The following is a 17,129-nucleotide window of genomic DNA, read 5'->3' as shown; positions in this document are numbered from 1 at the left end:
ACAAAGAACGCATTTCTCTATCCATTCACTACACTAGATAGGAAAGAAATCACGTTTAGTTGTTCGTAACAAAAGGCAGACCATCAATAATAAGGATAAAGTACATGACGCAGACAACATCACCGTCTCCAGATGTGCAAGAAATGGTGGCACAATCAGATACTGGTGCGCGTAGCCCTCGTGGTATCCAAGGCCGTATTTTATGGTTTGTGCCTCTATGTTGGTCACTGTTCCAACTTTGGTATGCATCTCCGCTGCCATTCATTTTTAACTTCGCAATTTTAAACGACACTGAAGCTCGAGCAATTCACCTTACGTTTGCTATTTTCCTAGCCTTTACCGCTTATCCAGCCATGAAGAATTCGCCTAGGGATCGCATCCCAGCTGTCGACTGGATACTAGCGCTTGTAGGTAGCTTTTCAGCTTCTTATATCTATATTTTCTATACTCAGCTCGCTGAACGCTCGGGTGCACCAACAACATTCGATATTGTTGCGGCCGTATTCGGTATGGTTCTACTGCTTGAGGCAACACGACGCGCTTTAGGTCCACCTCTTATGGTTGTGGCAGCCGTCTTCCTACTTTACACCTTTGGCGGTCCACACATGCCAGACGTTATCGCCCACAAAGGTGCGAGCCTGAACAAGGCAATGTCGCATCTGTGGTTAACAACAGAAGGTGTGTTCGGTGTTGCTCTTGGCGTATCAACGTCATTTGTATTCTTGTTTGTACTGTTTGGTGCAATGCTTGAGCGCGCGGGTGCAGGTGCTTACTTCATCAAAGTGGCATTCTCTCTGCTTGGCCACATGAAGGGCGGCCCAGCGAAAGCAGCCGTTGTAGCATCTGGTTTATCTGGTCTGGTATCAGGTTCTTCGATTGCTAACGTAGTTACCACAGGTACCTTTACTATCCCGCTAATGAAGCGTGTTGGTTTCCCGGGAACAAAAGCGGGTGCAGTAGAAGTCGCAGCTTCAACCAATGGTCAATTAACACCACCGATCATGGGTGCAGCAGCATTCTTGATGGTTGAGTATGTGGGCATCTCTTACGTAGAAGTAATCAAAGCAGCACTACTGCCCGCTCTGATCTCTTACATCGCCCTGATTTACATTGTTCACTTAGAGGCATGTAAAGCAGGTATGACGGGCTTACCTCGTCGTCACACACCAACTATCGTACAAAGCCTACTGTCTTTTACGGGTACCATTTTAGGTCTGTGTGTTATCAGCGCTGCGGTTTACTACGGTGTCGGCTGGACAAAAGATGTCTTTGGCGCTGCGGCCACACCAATTGTGACTGTTGCTCTATTAGTCTCTTATGTCGCTCTGGTTCGTGTTTCTGCTAAATACGCAGCTGAAGGTGGCATGGAAATCGACGAGAACCTAACAGAAGTACCTGATCCAGGCCCAACGATTAAGTCTGGCCTTCACTTCCTACTGCCTATCGTAGTTCTAGTTTGGTGTTTAACGGTTGAACGTTTCTCTCCAGGTCTGTCGGCATTCTGGGCGACCGTGTTCATGATCTTCATTCTGATCACTCAGCGTCCTTTAATGACTCTGATGAACAAATCAGACGATCTTGCAGAGCAAACTAAAGCAGGTTTCGTTGACCTAGCAGAGAGCTTAGTTTCAGGCGCACGTAACATGATCGGTATCGGTGTAGCGACAGCTGCAGCAGGTACGGTTGTAGGCGTGGTAACGCTGACAGGTATCGGCCTTGTAATGACCGATTTTGTTGAGTTCATCTCAGGCGGTAGCATCATTCTAATGTTGTTATTCACTGCGGTAATCAGCTTGATCTTAGGTATGGGCTTGCCAACAACGGCGAACTACATCGTTGTATCAACATTGATGGCACCAGTAATTGTTACCTTAGGTGCAGCGCACGGCTTGATCATTCCACTGATTGCGGTTCACTTATTCGTGTTCTACTTCGGTATTCTTGCGGACGATACACCTCCGGTAGGTTTGGCTGCATTTGCGGCCGCTGCGATTGCTAAATCAGACCCGATTCGTACCGGTATTCAAGGTTTTACCTACGATATCCGGACCGCGATATTGCCGTTCATGTTCATCTTCAACACCCAACTACTGTTGATGGGCATTGATTCTTGGTGGCACTTAGCACTGACGATTTTCTCTTCGGTTACTGCGGTACTTATCTTTGCAGCAGCGACACAAGGTTGGTGGTTCACTAAGAACAAGTGGTGGGAAACTATACTGCTTATCGTTCTGACCTTCTCTTTCTTCCGCCCTGGCTTCTGGTGGGACATGATTTATCCAGAGAAAGTTCTTTCACCTGGAGTTGAGATTGCTCAAATCACAGAAAATCTATCTGTGGGACAATCGCTTGAATTGAGAGTCGGTGGCGAAAACTTAGAAGGTAACTATTCTGAGAAAACAGTTCGCCTTCCGTTTGAAGATTCTGCGACAACAAGTGAAGACCGCATTGCTTCAATGGGCCTAATGCTGACCCAAGCTGACGACAAGATGATTGTTGATATGGTTGAGTTTGGTAGCCCTGCTGAAGCCGCTGGCATTGACTTTGATTGGGAAATTAAATCCGTTATCCAAGATGCAGAACGACCAATGAAAGAGTGGGTATTCTTACCTGCCCTATTAATTTTGATTGGTTTAGCGATGAACCAAAGAAGGCGTGCTCGTAAGGATGAGATTAGCGCGTAATGGATAGAGCCAAATAGCGCTCTACTCTATTTGGCTTTTTTACTACATGGAAAAGATAATTACAGCGCTTGGTATGTACTCGGCGCTGATCAAAAAGAGACGAATACATGTATAGACAAATCCTTGTTCCCGTTGATCTGAACGACAAAGGCTTTTCTGATAAAGCGGTCGAGCTAGCGGTATGGCACGCGAAACACAGTAATGCTGAGATCCACATTCTGAACGTATTACCGGGCATCCACATGTCGATGGTAGCGTCTTACTTCCCGAAAGATGCAGCAAACCAAATGAAGCTTGATGTTAAAAATCAGCTGAAAGAATTTGCTGATAAGCATATCGACGATGATGTGATCTATAAAGTTCACGTTGCCGAAGGCAAGACCTACACAACGATTCTTGATTGCGCAGAGAAACTAGGGGCAGATCTTATCGTGATGCCTAGTCATAAGCGTTCAAAAATCGACAAGGTTGTACTTGGTTCTGTTGCAAGCAAAGTGGTTCAGAACTCACCAATCAATGTATTGGTAGTTAAGCCGCAAGGCTAAATCACTTAATCGACACAACGATCTAAATCTAAAAAGGTTGGCCTAATAGCCAACCTTTTTAGATTTTGTGATTGCACCATTCAATTCTTCAATCAACTCACTAAGTTCTGCGGATTACCTGCAACAAACCCATCAATATTATCGATTAAGATATCAGACAGTTTTTGAATTGAACTGTCGCTGCCCCACGCCACATGTGGTGTTAGCAGTAAATTAGGTAAGTGACTGTTAGCCAATAGTGGATTCGAATTATCTGCAGGTTCTTGTGTAAACACATCCATGCCCGCACCTGCAATCTCATTACTTTTCAAAGCTTCAACTAAGGCCTGCTCATCGACAAGTCCACCACGGCCAGCATTAATTAATACCGCACTTGATTTCATCATGGTTAGCTCTCGCTCTGAAATCAGATTTCGAGTCGCTTCAGTCAATGGACAATGTAAGCTGATCGCATCCGCTTGCTGTAACACCGTATCAAAAGGTAGATACCCTTCTCGACAAGAATCAGCCCCTTTACGCTCAGTAAAGATGACATTCATACCAATCGCTTTTGCTAATATCGCGGTCGCTTGCCCTAAGCTACCACTCCCGATTAAGCCCAATGTACTGCCTGCAACATCTTGAATCGGATGAGTAAAGAAACAGAATTGTTTGTCCTTTTGCCACTCGCCAGCCTCGATATCTTGATGATAACCAACGAGGTTTCGCTTAAGCGTAAACAGCATCGCGATAACATGTTCAGGTACCGATTGAGTCGCATAGCCCTGTACGTTAGCCACTGCGATATTGTTACCCTTGCAGTACTCTACATCGACATTGTTCATACCCGTTGCTGAAACAGCTATTAGCTTAAGTTGTTGTGCTTGAGCTAAATTCGATTCGTTGAGCACAACCTTATTGGTAATAACCACATCAGCGTCTTCAACTCGTTCAGACACTTGCTCCGGCGAAGTTAAATCATACTCAACCCATTGATGTTCAAAGCTAAGAGGTTTTAAATGTATTTGAGATGGGATGGTCGCTCGGTCGAGAAAGACCACTTTCAACTGCGGCATTGTACGTCCTTGAATTTATGTCAATTGAGTCATTCTAAGCTTTTAGCTTACTGTAGTCTGGAAGCTCTGGCGCAATTTCAAAGTGCTGTTCGATTTGTGGTGAAGCTTGAGGATAAAAATCACATGGCACGAAGGCTTTGAAAAGCTGATTATTAGCCGGATGATAAAAACTCAGTTCACATGCGTGTAAAGCTAACCTATCGCTATAATTAAACGCATCTTGTGTTGCATAAAACTCGTCGCCCACAATTGGATTCCCTAGTTCCATGCAGTGAACACGCAACTGATGAGAGCGACCAGTGATCGGCAGCAATTTCAATAATGTCGTTTGAGGCTCTTGTTGCTCAACCACATAGCGAGTCTGAGATGGTTTACCCTCGTCGAAACACACTTTCTGTCTAGGGCGATTCGGCCAGTCGCAAATAAGAGGAAGGTCAATCAAACCTTCCTTGTCTTCCATTGAACCCCACACTCGTGCGTAATAAAGTTTGTGTGTCTGTCGATATTGAAATTGCTTCTTCAAATTCCGCTCAGCCTGCTTATGCTTAGCCAATAGCATCAAGCCTGATGTCGACATATCCAACCGATGCACAACCTGAATCTCCGGAAAATCCACAACCAACCGACTCCACATACTGTCGTAGTGTTCTGGCAGTCTCCCCGGCACCGAAAGTAGGCCTGCAGGCTTGTTCACCACAAGAATATCATCATCTTGATAGATAATATCAGTCCACGGTTCACGTGGTGGTGTGTACTGTTCTAACGCCATTAGAGCCTCTTAATTACTGGTTAATAAATAACTCATGGTCGATTCGTTTATTAAAAAATACAATTTTAAACACTTTTGTACATAAAAGTTGACGAAATCACGAAACATGGTATTGATAAGGTAACGGAAAATAAGAACTAAGCCTCAAAGGAAAAACGATGGAAAGTACGGCTAAAACCACCTCAACACCAACCTCCACACCACTTTCAAGCCTGATTAAATCTTTTGGCCCAGGAATCATGATGGCCGCAGCTGCGGTCGGTGGATCTCACTTAGTCGCTTCAACGAAAGCTGGCGCTATTTATGGATGGCAACTAGCCGCACTGATTCTTTTAGTTAACGTATTTAAGTACCCATTCTTTAGAGCCGGCATCCAATATACCCTTGGTACTGGGCAAAGCTTGGTGGAAGGATATTCTAACCTCGGTCGACCTTACCTTGTTATCTTTTCGATACTAAGTGCCATTTCCGCCGTGGTAAATACCTCAGCCTTACTGCTATTCAGTGCAAGCTTACTGAGTTACTTTATTCCTTTTGATTTGGCCACCAGCACATTGTGCATGATCGTTTTAGCTACGTGCTTGATCATTCTATTCGCTGGCCATTATCGCGCGCTCGATACACTGTCTAAAGCGATCATGGCGATCCTGACCATCACAACCTTGGCTGCAGTCGCTATTGCTATCGGCTCTCCAGTTGAACCTGATGCGGCTTTTGTTCCACCATCACCTTGGTCATTGGCAGCTATTGGCTTTATCGTTGTCACTATGGGTTGGATGCCCGCGCCTATCGAGATATCAAGCATCACCTCTATGTGGCTAAAAAGCCAAAAAGAGAAACAAGAAGTGACCGCTCAATCTGCACTGTTCGATTTCAATGTAGGCTACATTGGTACGGCACTGCTTGCTTTGGTATTCGTTGCTTTAGGTGCACTAGTACTTCATGGAACAGGCGTTGAACTGTCTCGCTCTGGTGTTGGCTTCACCCATCAATTGGTCGGCATCTACGCTTCCACGATTGGTGAATGGTCTCGCCCACTGATCGCTCTTATCGCCTTCTTCTGTATCTTTGGCAGTACCATTACCGTTATCGATGGTTACTCACGCGTGCTTGCCGAGTCACAGCGCCTGTTATTGAAAAAAGAATCGAGCCCAAAAATGCTGCAAGGCTGGATCATCATTGTCTCTCTCGCGGCACTCGCAATTGTGATGTTCTTCAGCGCAGCACTGATGCCAATGCTTGATTTTGCGATGGTGCTTGCCTTTGCTACTACGCCATTCTTCGCATTGCTTAACTTCATCTTAGTAAGCAAAACTAAGCTTCCTGAAGCGTTGGCGATTGGCACTAAGCTAAAATGGTTGTCTGTGGCAGGCCTTATTTACCTATTTGGCTTCTTAGCTCTGTTCGTTTGGTGGAAATGGTTGATGTAATCTGCTCTCCAAATTCTTAGCCAAACTGTTAACCACGCTCTTAACCAAACTACAGATACAAATAAGGCCTTCGTAATGAAGGCCTTATTTCGTTAAAGCATTTAGCTAATTCAAAACTAGTTGTGAGAAACCACAATCATGCGTAACGAATCCAGCTGAACTTGAGCTTTGCTGATGTAACCCGTCAGTTCATTGATTTGAGCTTCGATAACCTCTAACTCTTCATCACGAATGTTAGGATTAACCGCTTTAAGCGCTTGTAGACGTTCTAACTCACCGTTCAAGTTAGTTTGCATATCTTTCTGAGCTTGCTGACGAACTTCTTCAACCTTCGGCAGTACATGCGTCTCACCTGCTTCGATTAGCTTGTGAATCTCACCTTGTACCGAGTTTACTAGCTTGCTCGCTAAATGACGGTTTACCGGGCTTAGTTGACGGTTAAAGCTATCGAATTCAACCTGAGCAGATAAATCGTTACCACGACCATCCATCATCAAGCGAATCGGAGTCTTAGGCAGGAACTGGCTGATACCGCTGCGCTTTGGCGCTTGTGCATCAACAAGGTAAACCAACTCAAGCAGAATTGTGCCCACTGGCAGCGCTTTGTTCTTCAGTAGAGATACCGCAGACGCACCCACACCTTCACTCAATAGCAGATCAATACCGCCCTGAATCATTGGGTGTTCCCAGCTAATGAAGTTCATGTCTTCACGAGACAGCGCGGTATCACGATCGAACGTAATGGTTGCACCTTCGTAAGGTAAACCTGGGTAGCTTGGCACCATCATGTGTTCAGAAGGTGTCACAACTAGTGCATTTTCACCCTTGTCATCTTGGTTCAGACCAATGGTGTCAAACAGGCTCAGTGCAAAAGAAACGAGGTTAGTATCACCATCGGTAGAAGCAATTTTCTCTGCAATCTCATGGGCTTTATCACCACCATTTGAATGCATTTCTAATAGTCGATCTCGGCCTTTTTCTAGATCCGATTTCAGGCTTTGATTGAGCTTCGCTGATTCTTCAATGACTTCATCAAGCTGCTCAGTGTTACCAGAAGCCAGCATTTCGATCAGTACATCAGAATACTTATCGTAAACCGTGCGACCAGTAGGACAAGTCTCTGCGAATGCATTCAAACCTTCATCGAACCAACGCGCTAGAATCGCTTGCGATGTGCCTTTTAGGTAAGGGACATGAATGTCGATATCTCGAAGTTGACCGATACGGTCCAAACGACCAATACGTTGTTCAAGCAAATCCGGGTTAAACGGAAGATCGAACATCACTAACTGGTTAGCAAACTGGAAGTTACGACCTTCAGAACCGATTTCGCTACAGATAAGAACCTGAGCGCCGCCCTCTTCTTGAGCAAAATAAGCCGCAGCTTTATCACGCTCTAGAATCGACATGCCTTCGTGGAATACCGTTGCACGCACGCCTTCACGCTCACGCAGTGCTTGCTCTAATTGCAAAGCAGTACTCGCACGCGACGCGATCACTAGGATCTTCTCGCTGCGCTTGTCTTGAATCTTTTCAATCAACCAGTTCACACGAGAATCGAACTGCCACCAGCTTGAGTCTTCACCTTCAAATTCTTGGAAGATCTCTTCTGGATATAACATCTTCATCGCTCGAGCTTCTGGTGCCATCTTGCCACCGATCATGCCCGATACACGCATCGAGGTTGTGTACTGCGTTGGAATGTCCATCGGCAGTAGGTTTACATTACGCTTAGGGAAGCCTTTGATTGCAGCACGTGTATTTCTAAAAAGAACACGGCCAGTACCATGGCGATCCATAAGGTTATCAATCAGTTCTTGGCGAGCTAAGGCTTGCTCTTCTTCGCTGCTATCACCTTCGATAACACGGAACAGTGGCTCAACATCTTGCTCAGACAGAAGTTCTGTAATTTGGTTCTTCGCGCTGTTTTCAAGCTTCACGCCAGAGAACAATGCCGTTACTGCATCAGCAACTGGCGCATATTGGTCTTCTTCTTCAACGAATGCTTCGTAATCGTAGAAGCGATCAGGATCAAGCAGACGCAGACGCGCAAAGTGACTCTCACGACCCAGCTGTTCAGGGGTCGCTGTCAGTAGCAATACACCAGACGTGTTTTCAGCTAATCCTTCAACCACTTGGTATTCGCGGCTCGGTTTGTCTTGGCTCCACTCAAGGTGGTGCGCTTCATCGACAACCAACAAATCCCACTCACCTTCAAGTGTTTGCTCGTAGCGCTTACGGCTCTTGCGCAGAAAATCCAAAGAACACAGAACGTATTGCTGTGTATCGAATGGATTATCTGATTCTGCGAAAGATTCTATGCAACGCTCTTCATCAAAGATAGAGAAGTGCAGGTTGAAACGGCGCATCATCTCTACTAACCACTGGTGTTGTAGAGTTTCAGGAACCACAATCAGGATACGTTCAGCACGGCCAGACAACACCTGTTGGTGGATGATCATGCCCGCTTCTATGGTTTTACCTAGGCCAACTTCATCAGCCAGTAAAACGCGCGGAGCGTGACGACGACCCACTTCATGAGCAATGTAAAGCTGATGAGGGATAAGACCTGCACGCATACCACACAAGCCGCGCATTGGGCTCTTATGTTGTTGGTATTGGTTGCTTAAAGCACGGTAGCGCAACACAAAGTTATCCATACGGTCGATTTGACCTGCGTACAGCTTATCTTGTGGCTTGTTAAAGCGGATCTGGTTACTTAAAAAGATTTCACGCAGAGTCACCTCTGTCTCTTGAGTATCTTCACGAGTACCCAAATAAGTCAGTAGCCCTTTATCTTCGATAACTTCTTCAACAGATAAATACCAACCTTCTTGGCATTCGATGACATCGCCTACATTGAACGCCACTCGGGTTACGGGAGCATCTGTGCGTGCATAGACGCGGTTTTCTTCTGACGCAGCAAACATTACTGTTACTGTGCGAGCATCCATTGCTACAACGGTACCTAAACCTAAATCGCTCTCCGTATCGCTTATCCAGCGTTGCCCCAAAGCAAATGTCATGAATCGACTACCTCAATCTTATAGTTGGAATTTGGTCTTTCTAATTGCAATTTCAAACAAGAACGTTATTGCTCTTGAACTAAAAATATAGCCAAAAATGCCTAGTTTGCAGCCACTTTTTAAGTGCGCTCTTAATAATAAATATCTTGAGAAAATGGTGCAGAAAAAGGTCGCTAATCTTACTCGATGCTGTGATTTAGGTCACGCCTAAAGGAGACGATTTCATACTTTTTTTCTGTTTTCATAAGTGCAATCAAACTGTCAAAAAATCATGGTTATTCTATGGAGAGCAGAATGCAGCTCTCAAATGAAGTTTAGGTGAGTTGTTGACTATCACTAGAATCAGATACTAACCTTTATATGAGCTTAATCTACGTTCAATGAATGCAAGGCAAGCCGTACGTCGGCAAGGAGATGCTATGGGCGAGACCAACCGGAAGCTATTTGTTTTAGACACCAATATCCTACTTCACGAACCCTTCGCTATATTTTCTTTCCAAGAGCACGATGTCGTTATCCCCATGACAGTGCTAGAAGAACTCGACAGAATCAAAGACAGTAAAAGAGATGTTGCTCGTGATGCGAGAATTGCGATTCGAACGCTCGAAGACTTATTCAGGGAAGCCACACCAGACCAAATATCGGAAGGCATCCCTTTTTCTAAAGACATAAACGCATCTGGCAGTATTTCAATACTCGCTGACTACGAACTTCAAGAAAGTATCAAAGCCTTCGCCGATGACAAAGCTGGCGATAACCGAATCCTCAACGCAGTCCTCTATCTTCAAAATAAACGCGCGCCACGAGAAGTGGTTCTTATCACCAAAGACATCAACATGCGTTTACGAGCCAAAGGCGCCGGTGTCCGTTTTGTTGAAGACTATCAAACCGACCAATTGATTGATGATATCCAATACCTCACCAAAGGCTTCCAACAACTGGAAGGCTCATTTTGGGATGGTATCGATAATGTCGAGAGCAGAAGTTTAGGCGGAAAGACCCTGCACACCTTAGCAAGAGCGCCGTTCGAGCCAACCTTTCTCAACCAGTATGTGATTGACGAAGAAAGTGACTTTGCAGCTCGAGTCGAAGAGATTGAAACTGAAAGCATTACACTAAGAGACCTCAGTCGCGAAAGACTAATGAATCGCAGAGCATGGGACATCACACCCAAAAACGTATACCAAGGTATGGCGATCGATGCCCTGCTCGACCCTGATATTGATCTGGTGATTCTCACTGGCGCTGCTGGTAGTGGTAAGACACTGTTAGCCATGGCTGCTGCACTTGAACAAACTATTGAACGTAAACAGTTCGATAAGATCATCGTAACCCGAAACACACCTGATATAGGTGAGTCGATAGGGTTTCTTCCGGGTACAGAGGAAGAGAAGATGTTGCCTTGGTTAGCTGCAGTGACCGATACACTGGAAGCGCTGCACAAGAATGATCACTGCACAGAAGGCTCAATGAAGTACATCTGTGATAAAGCTAACATCCAGTTCAAATCGATTAACTTTATGCGTGGCCGTTCAATTCAGAATGCGTTTGTGCTTTTGGATGAGTGTCAGAACCTCACCGCTTCACAAATCAAAACCATCATCACCCGTTGTGGTGAAGGGACCAAGATCGTCTGCTCAGGAAACCTAGCGCAGATAGATTCTTCCTACCTAACTCCTGTGACCTCGGGGCTCACCTACATGGTCGAGCGTTTTAAAAACTTCGAAGGCAGTGCCAACATCCACCTCAATGGTGTGGTGCGTAGCCGACTGGCTGAGTTCGCGGAAGAGAACATGTAGACTCTGCGCGCTCACAGAACCAGTAACCTATAAACAAAAAGCGCCTCACAATAGAGGCGCTTTCAATCTATTTTATGACGAGAGATTTTGAAATTAACTCGTGCTGCTGACCTGAATTACTCAGTACCACCAACCGTTAGCGAGTCTAGTTTCAATGTTGGCTGACCAACACCCACTGGCACACTTTGACCAGCCTTACCACACACACCAACACCACGGTCAATGCTTAGGTCATTACCGACCATAGACACCTGCTGCATTGCTTCGATACCAGAACCGATCAGCGTCGCGCCCTTCACTGGGTGAGTGATCTTGCCGTTTTCAATCATGTACGCTTCAGAAGCTGAGAACACAAACTTACCTGATGTGATATCAACCTGACCGCCACCGAAGTTCGGTGCGTAGATGCCTTTCTCAACCGTTGCAATGATCTCTTCCGGTGTGTGTTCGCCCGGCAGCATGTATGTATTCGTCATACGTGGCATTGGAAGATGCGCGTAAGACTCACGACGACCGTTACCTGTAGGTGCTACACCCATTAGACGAGCGTTTAGCTTATCTTGCATGTAACCTTTTAAGATGCCGTTTTCGATTAGCGTATTGTACTGACCATTAACACCCTCATCATCAACGTTCAATGAACCGCGTAGATCCGTTAATGTACCGTCATCAACAATCGTACATAGGCTTGATGTAACTTGCTCGCCGATTTTGCCAGAAAATACTGAAGACTCTTTACGGTTGAAATCACCTTCTAAACCGTGGCCTACCGCTTCATGCAGTAGAACACCCGGCCAACCAGAACCAAGAACCACAGGCATTGCACCAGCAGGCGCAGCAACCGCTTCAAGGTTAACTAATGCTTGGCGAATGGCTTCATCAGCGAATTGGTAAGCAACTTGAGAACCGTTAGCATCACTTAAGAAGAAATCGTAACCAAAACGACCACCGCCACCGGCACTGCCACGTTCACGACGATCGCCTTTCTGTGCAAGTACGCTAATTGATAGACGAACCAACGGGCGAATATCACCAGCGAAAGTACCATCAGTTGCCGCAACGAGCATCTGTTCATGTACACCACTTAGGCTCACCGATACTTCAGTTACCATCGGTTCTTTAGTGCGAATGTAAGCATCAAGCGCTTTAAGTAATTCTGTCTTTTGCTGCTTTTCCCAGCTTGCTAGCGGGTTAACTGCATCATAGTAAGCTTGGTTAGAGTTACGTTTGAAAGCTTGTACCTTACCGTTTTGCCCTTGCTTAGCGATACCGCGAGCCGCGATTGCACTCTGTTTAAGGCCATCCAATTGGATTTGGTCAGAGTAAGCAAAACCGGTTTTTTCACCAGATACCGCTCGTACACCAAGACCACAATCGATATTGAAAGAGCCGTCTTTAATAATGCTGTCTTCTAGCACTAAAGATTCATGCCAGCTTGACTGAAAGTAGATATCAGCATAATCAATTTGGCGGGTAGCAATGCTCGCCAATGTATCTGCGATATTTTGCTCCGTCAGCCCTGTTGGGTTCAGTAGCGCTTCTTCAATTTGATTGATGCTCATAAATGGCTCTTATTTGTAATTAAAATTGATTGGTAAATCGAGAATGCTGCGCGATTGGCATATTTTGCCTGATTGATTCGCAACTGGATGTGTCTATCTCAACCACCATACTTTTAGGATCTTGGTCTAGCTGTGCAACCACTCGCCCCCATGGATCAACCACCATTGAGTGTCCCCATGTTTCTCTTTGGCAAGGGTGATTTCCGCCTTGCCCTACCGCGATAATCCACGATTGCGTTTCGATCGCGCGGCATCTTAATAATGCTTCCCAGTGAGCTTGCCCTGTTACTGCGGTAAAAGCTGCCGGTACCACTATGATTTGTGCACCTTGCTTGCGTAACTCTGAATACAAGTGCGGAAAGCGCACATCATAACAAATACTCAAACCTAAGCGACCAAAAGGCGTTTCCGTTGTTACCACTCGGTCACCGGGCGTGAAAATATCCGATTCTCGATAGCACTTATGTGCATCAGCAACATCCACATCAAACATGTGTAACTTATCGTAATGGGCCACTAGACAACCAAAATCATCAATCACCAAGGTTGTGGTAGTCACGCCTTTAGCTGTGCTTATCGGCATACTGCCAATAACAATCCAAATTCGGTAAAGCTTTGCTAGCTCAGAGACTTTCTTTTGCAGTGGGCCATCATTTAGAGGCTCAGCATACTGGTGATAGTCGGCTTTACTGCCAAAGACTAACGCGTTTTCAGGGCACACAACCCACTTAGCCCCCAACTCTTTGCACTTTGCTACTTCTTGAGCAAGATAATCAAAGTTCAAGTCAGGGCGAGGGCCTGATGTCATTTGAATCAACCCAACACAATCCATGTGTATCGCTCCTCCATTCATTATGATTCAGAAATCAGCATTTGACCGTATATTAACCGACTGGCTTGTTATCAACTACTCAGCTAATTTTCTCAATTTTTCGGGTAGCTGGAACTCGCCAGAACTACGAGAAAGCTCACTCACCGTAGGTGAATCCAATGGGCCTTTTACCGAGTAATTCACTTGAGTAAAGACTTCAACCACCGGCGATATAACCGTAGTCACCGCCAATACATACAGCGCCGTTTGAGGCGTTACCGCAAAGGCCGTTAATACTGGAATACCCGAGGTAATATCAGGGGTAAAGTTCACCTCAGCATCGACCAGACGCGTGTTGAGGTTAGCGATTCCTTTGATCTTCATCTCACCCGCGACCGCATCCATGTTCAGATCGTTCGTTAGGAAGATACCATTTTGAATCTTGCCGGTTCCTGTGATGCTATTGAATGCCATGCCATTATCAAATACGTCCGAGAAGTCGAGCTGCATCTTACGGATAATCGAATCTAGGCTAAACAGCCCCAGTAATCGAGCTGCGCCACTCACATCCGAGATAATACCTTTACCAAATTGGGTTTTAACGTTGCCATCAAGGGTATCCATTTTGATCCCCCAAGGCGAACCATCCCAATTCAATTGACCTTCTAACTCAAAGGGCGCTTTTTGAATCCCGGAAGTAATACCGAAGCGTTCCATTAACTCGCTGTTGTTTTCACCTTCAACATCAAGAGTTAACGATGAGTGACTCTTATCACCTTGCAGTTCCCACCAGCCACTGATATCCGCTTTATTTCCGCCGCTTCGAACCTGAATCTTATTCCACTCAATGCGATCTTCCTGCCTAGTCATCTCAACATCAACCTTACCAACTTTATACCCTTGCAGCCAAAAGTCGTTCAGGGTCAGCGTCAAATTCGGCATCGCATCATGGAGCTTTCTATCCAACTCAGAGATCAACGGTGCTTCTTGCGCCTTACGCTGTAGCAGTTGGTCTTGGTTTTTCTTGTCACTCCACTCAGGAACAAACAGATGCAGGCGATCCAATGAAACAGTCAAATCATAAGGAGGCAAGTAATTGACATCACCTTCTAACTCTTGACTAGAGACTTCCATTTGCCATGCTTGCTTATTTTTTCGAGCGCTAAAATCAACATCATTCCAAGAAATACCACCTAAGATCAGCTCTTTGCTCTCGAAGGTGATGCGACGTGGCGCTGGAATGGTTGGCGTGTTCATCTGGCTAAGGACAGCATCCGATGGTTGCACTGGCTCCATGACTACTGACAGCCAGTCATCGGCATTGAACTTATCGGTACGAATCAAGGCATGGTGCCCTACCACGGGGCTAATTTTATAGCCACCACGACCAAGGACTAAATTGGTCGCCGTTAATTCAGGAACATCGCCGGAAATATCAATCTCAGCTTGGTATTTAGTGCTCGGCAATTGCAGACGCGCGGTAATCGATTCTTGATTGCCCGAGGCTTGTAGCCTTGCAGAACCACTTTCTAATGACTTTTTGGCTAATGGGTATGGGTAATCACTCGCTAAGTATTTGAGGTCTGACTGTAAGTCGAGTTGGTAAGTAAAACCAATATCATTAAGTTGAATATCGATCTGGCTTTGCCATTGTGCATGACCCGACAAACGGCTTAACCACTGCTCTCCGACATACGGCTTTAGAGGATTGACGTCCCAATCACCTAACACATCAAGATCCACTGCATAGCCAGGTCCATCATTAAGACCTTTAAAGTCAACCGAGATACCTTGATTAAGCAAATCAGCGGCAAGACCACTTGCTGTCACGACATCATTATCAAATTCAATACGACCAGTGGTGTTCTCTAGCACCATTGGTGGAGCTTCAATCTCAACATGATTACCACTCAGATCTGCATATCCCCACGCTCTAGGTTCTTGTTCAGAATCAAACGGAATATTAAGCTGGAACTCAGAAGAGACATCACCACTCACTTTAAGCGCAGTTAACGCAGCACCCACAGAATCTACGAGTGGCGAAGCAGTCATGTAATTTCGAACTGCATTACCAGACGCCGTTGCTTTAGCTTCAATTTCGATATGACCGCCTTCCCCTAAATAAGGAATACGACCAGTGATTCGATCTGCCGCCACATCCATCAATTGAGCGGAGCGAGAGTCTAAATACATCGCATCATTTTCAAATAACAGGTCAAGTTGAAGGTCGGTTATCAATGGCCACGCGGTATCGAAGCTGAACTTAGCGTCTTCTAAGCCAACCCAAACTTGGAAAATACCATCATGATTGGTGTACGGGTATTGGGCTAATTCACCATGCCAAAGTAATTTAACGGTGTCGGCCTTACCCGCTTGAATCGCTGTTGAAAGGTAATCGGTTAAGTCTTGGCCAAGTGCCAATGTCGGCAAATAGCGCCATGTCTCACCGACGTTGTAAGCGTCCGCTTCACCATAAAAAGAAAGGTAAGGGCTAGCGTTATCTGGAAAGTCCAAGCGAAATGCGCCTAGTACTTGTAAATCTGGCGTGGCTGCAGTGATTTTGTCCGACCACAGTTTCCAGCCGTTTTCATCTTGCTGCCAAACAATATCAACCTGACCTTGTTTGATATTCAGAGGCGCTTGGAAAACATCACCATAAGGAAACACATCATCAATAACATATAAGCTGGCTTTCGCTTCCGAAGCCGAGCCAAACACATGCCCTGATACTTGGCTAAAGCCAGGGACTAACTCCCATTGTTCGATCGCCAAATCGGAAAAGTTCGCAGAGTAACGCAAGCTTTCAATTCCAGAGCCCATCGCAACGCGAATGTCTGAAACGATACCGCCCGGAGCCAATGCATTGATCATTTGGGTAGATTGCGAAGAATCTGGCATCAACTTGATCAACGGGGTAATGGTTTCAACATCAAGTTCAGAAACATTAAGTTCCCACGGGCCTTTATTCCACTTGAAAGCGACATCAAGCTCAGGCCAAGGCCTGTCATCCGTTCTTAGATTTAGTGAGTGACCATTTACCTGCCATCCACCATCAATTGGTGATAATTTAAAAACACCCGACTCAAGCATCAAGTCATGTTGACCACCTTCATTCCAAGTCAGTTCTGAAGGTAATACCTCAACATAAGCGCTAACTGGCTTGCTATTTCGTAGCGTTAGCCAGCTATTCAAGCTCACCGTGCCCGTCTCAATGCCGGATTCTGCCTGCATATAACGAGTTAACCAAGGCATTACTGAGATACTATCCGCGCTGACATAAAACTCGCCCGTCATATCAGTTAAAGAACCACCATCAACAAAGTTAGCACTTACTGACAAAGAGTTGAGGTTAGCGTCTTTAATACTTACTACACCCTCCGCAAGGTGATGTTTACCTGAGTTTTGCCATTTTAAAGTTTCGAGATCAAGCTGACGTTCTTCACCAGAG

Annotated in this window: 10 protein-coding genes; 4 read left to right on the top strand and 6 right to left on the bottom strand. The window is 45.6% G+C overall.

The window, feature by feature from the left end:
- Positions 1-104 precede the first annotated feature (104 nt).
- Positions 105-2,684 carry a TRAP transporter permease gene (locus AB4589_RS02425; RefSeq protein ID WP_009847836.1) on the top strand — a complete coding sequence of 860 codons (2,580 nt, stop codon included), beginning with the start codon at positions 105-107 and terminating at the stop codon, positions 2,682-2,684.
- A gap of 107 nt (positions 2,685-2,791) precedes the next feature.
- Positions 2,792-3,229: a universal stress protein gene (locus AB4589_RS02420; protein ID WP_029222921.1), complete on the top strand. Its 438-nt coding sequence runs from the start codon at positions 2,792-2,794 to the stop codon at positions 3,227-3,229.
- Between the two features lie 92 nt (positions 3,230-3,321).
- On the opposite strand, the gene AB4589_RS02415 is transcribed toward AB4589_RS02420, so the two are convergent.
- Together AB4589_RS02415 and rluA are read right to left on the bottom strand one after the other, a co-directional pair.
- Positions 3,322-4,284 (bottom strand): D-2-hydroxyacid dehydrogenase, encoded by a 963-nt coding sequence (locus tag AB4589_RS02415; RefSeq protein ID WP_371707661.1) that lies wholly within the window; start codon positions 4,282-4,284, stop codon positions 3,322-3,324.
- Positions 4,285-4,318: 34 nt separating this feature from the next.
- Complete coding sequence (gene rluA, locus AB4589_RS02410) at positions 4,319-5,053, bottom strand: bifunctional tRNA pseudouridine(32) synthase/23S rRNA pseudouridine(746) synthase RluA (protein ID WP_371707662.1); 735 nt, start codon at positions 5,051-5,053, stop codon at positions 4,319-4,321.
- 158 nt (positions 5,054-5,211) lie between these two features.
- Between rluA and AB4589_RS02405 the strand changes: the two genes are divergently transcribed.
- A complete protein-coding gene (locus tag AB4589_RS02405; RefSeq protein WP_372099212.1) occupies positions 5,212-6,483 on the top strand; it encodes an NRAMP family divalent metal transporter in 1,272 nt (423 codons plus the stop codon).
- Between the two features lie 116 nt (positions 6,484-6,599).
- Here AB4589_RS02405 and rapA read toward each other — a convergent pair whose 3' ends face one another.
- Positions 6,600-9,509, bottom strand: a complete 2,910-nt coding sequence (rapA, locus tag AB4589_RS02400) for an RNA polymerase-associated protein RapA (RefSeq protein ID WP_372099210.1) — start codon at positions 9,507-9,509, stop codon at positions 6,600-6,602.
- 419 nt (positions 9,510-9,928) lie between these two features.
- Here rapA and AB4589_RS02395 point away from each other — a divergent pair, with 419 nt between their 5' ends.
- Entirely contained in the window at positions 9,929-11,308 is a 1,380-nt protein-coding gene (locus AB4589_RS02395) for a PhoH family protein (RefSeq protein WP_009847842.1), read from the top strand.
- A gap of 116 nt (positions 11,309-11,424) precedes the next feature.
- On the opposite strand, the gene tldD is transcribed toward AB4589_RS02395, so the two are convergent.
- From tldD to AB4589_RS02380, 3 genes are all read right to left on the bottom strand, one after another.
- On the bottom strand, positions 11,425-12,870 hold the full coding sequence (tldD, locus tag AB4589_RS02390; protein ID WP_009847843.1) for a metalloprotease TldD: 1,446 nt from the start codon (positions 12,868-12,870) through the stop codon (positions 11,425-11,427).
- A gap of 19 nt (positions 12,871-12,889) precedes the next feature.
- On the bottom strand, positions 12,890-13,702 hold the full coding sequence (locus tag AB4589_RS02385) for a carbon-nitrogen hydrolase family protein (protein WP_017098898.1): 813 nt from the start codon (positions 13,700-13,702) through the stop codon (positions 12,890-12,892).
- 75 nt (positions 13,703-13,777) lie between these two features.
- Positions 13,778-17,129: YhdP family protein (locus tag AB4589_RS02380; protein WP_372099208.1), on the bottom strand; the 3,352-nt coding region annotated here is incomplete at its 5' end.

The organism is Vibrio sp. 10N.222.49.A3 (assembly GCF_041475145.1).
GTDB classification, from domain to species: Bacteria; Pseudomonadota; Gammaproteobacteria; order Enterobacterales; family Vibrionaceae; genus Vibrio; species Vibrio tasmaniensis_A.
The sequence above is the reverse complement of the archived record's forward strand: the minus strand, read 5'-3'. Positions and strand labels throughout refer to the sequence as shown.

What these genes read in the sequence shown, in the direction of transcription:
- AB4589_RS02425 (WP_009847836.1), top strand. Translation starts at nt 105, where the DNA reads ATGACGCAGACAACATCACCGTCTCCAGATGTGCAAGAAATGGTGGCA.
- AB4589_RS02385 (WP_017098898.1), bottom strand. Translation starts at nt 13,702, where the DNA reads ATGGATTGTGTTGGGTTGATTCAAATGACATCAGGCCCTCGCCCTGAC.
- rapA (WP_372099210.1), bottom strand. Translation starts at nt 9,509, where the DNA reads ATGACATTTGCTTTGGGGCAACGCTGGATAAGCGATACGGAGAGCGAT.
- tldD (WP_009847843.1), bottom strand. Translation starts at nt 12,870, where the DNA reads ATGAGCATCAATCAAATTGAAGAAGCGCTACTGAACCCAACAGGGCTG.
- AB4589_RS02415 (WP_371707661.1), bottom strand. Translation starts at nt 4,284, where the DNA reads ATGCCGCAGTTGAAAGTGGTCTTTCTCGACCGAGCGACCATCCCATCT.
- AB4589_RS02420 (WP_029222921.1), top strand. Translation starts at nt 2,792, where the DNA reads ATGTATAGACAAATCCTTGTTCCCGTTGATCTGAACGACAAAGGCTTT.
- AB4589_RS02395 (WP_009847842.1), top strand. Translation starts at nt 9,929, where the DNA reads ATGGGCGAGACCAACCGGAAGCTATTTGTTTTAGACACCAATATCCTA.
- rluA (WP_371707662.1), bottom strand. Translation starts at nt 5,053, where the DNA reads ATGGCGTTAGAACAGTACACACCACCACGTGAACCGTGGACTGATATT.
- AB4589_RS02405 (WP_372099212.1), top strand. Translation starts at nt 5,212, where the DNA reads ATGGAAAGTACGGCTAAAACCACCTCAACACCAACCTCCACACCACTT.